Source organism: Streptomyces sp. WM6386 (assembly GCF_000972385.1).
GTDB lineage: Bacteria > Actinomycetota > Actinomycetes > Streptomycetales > Streptomycetaceae > Streptomyces.
In genome coordinates this window covers 1-491 of the sequence record NZ_JXTE01000455.1, presented here as the reverse complement: position 1 = coordinate 491, position 491 = coordinate 1, and the positions used below count along the sequence as shown (strand labels likewise).

Sequence of the window (491 nt, the reverse complement as noted above, 5' to 3'; positions counted from 1 at the left end):
GCTCCCTTGGCGTGCCAGCCGACGAGGTTGGTGTCGTCGGCCGGGGGCGGCTCGAGCTGCCCCGTGCGGCCGATGGCCAGTTCCGTGAAAGGCGCGTCGACGGAGATCTTCGGAATGAGCAGGCGTACGGGCCTCGATCGCGGCAGATGCTTCGCCGCGGGCTGTGCGGCCGGCGGAGCCGCCGCGGCGGTGTGAGCGGGCCGCGACGGGCGGGGGGCGTCGGACGATGCGGTGTCGGACGCGGTGTCATTGCCGCCGAACAGGCCCATGGCCAGCACCAGGGCGGCTACGGCGCCGATCACCATCGCCTTGGTACGGGTACGGGAAGGGTTGTCTGCGGGGGAAGAGGGACGAACTGCCATCGGACACAACCTCACCAGGGAACGGCAGCAAATCGGACGAGGGACGGAGCACGGGGAAAGCCGGCGGGGCCGCCACGCGGCAAGGGCGTGGCGGCCACAGCGGCTATCGCGTCCGGCATGGGTCAGGCC

At 71.9% G+C, this 491-nt stretch carries 1 pseudogene; it reads right to left on the bottom strand.

The features are described 5' to 3' along the window. Positions 1–362: pseudogene (locus TN53_RS42215) on the bottom strand (class F sortase); the annotation flags it as partial. Positions 363–491: the final 129 nt, after the last annotated feature.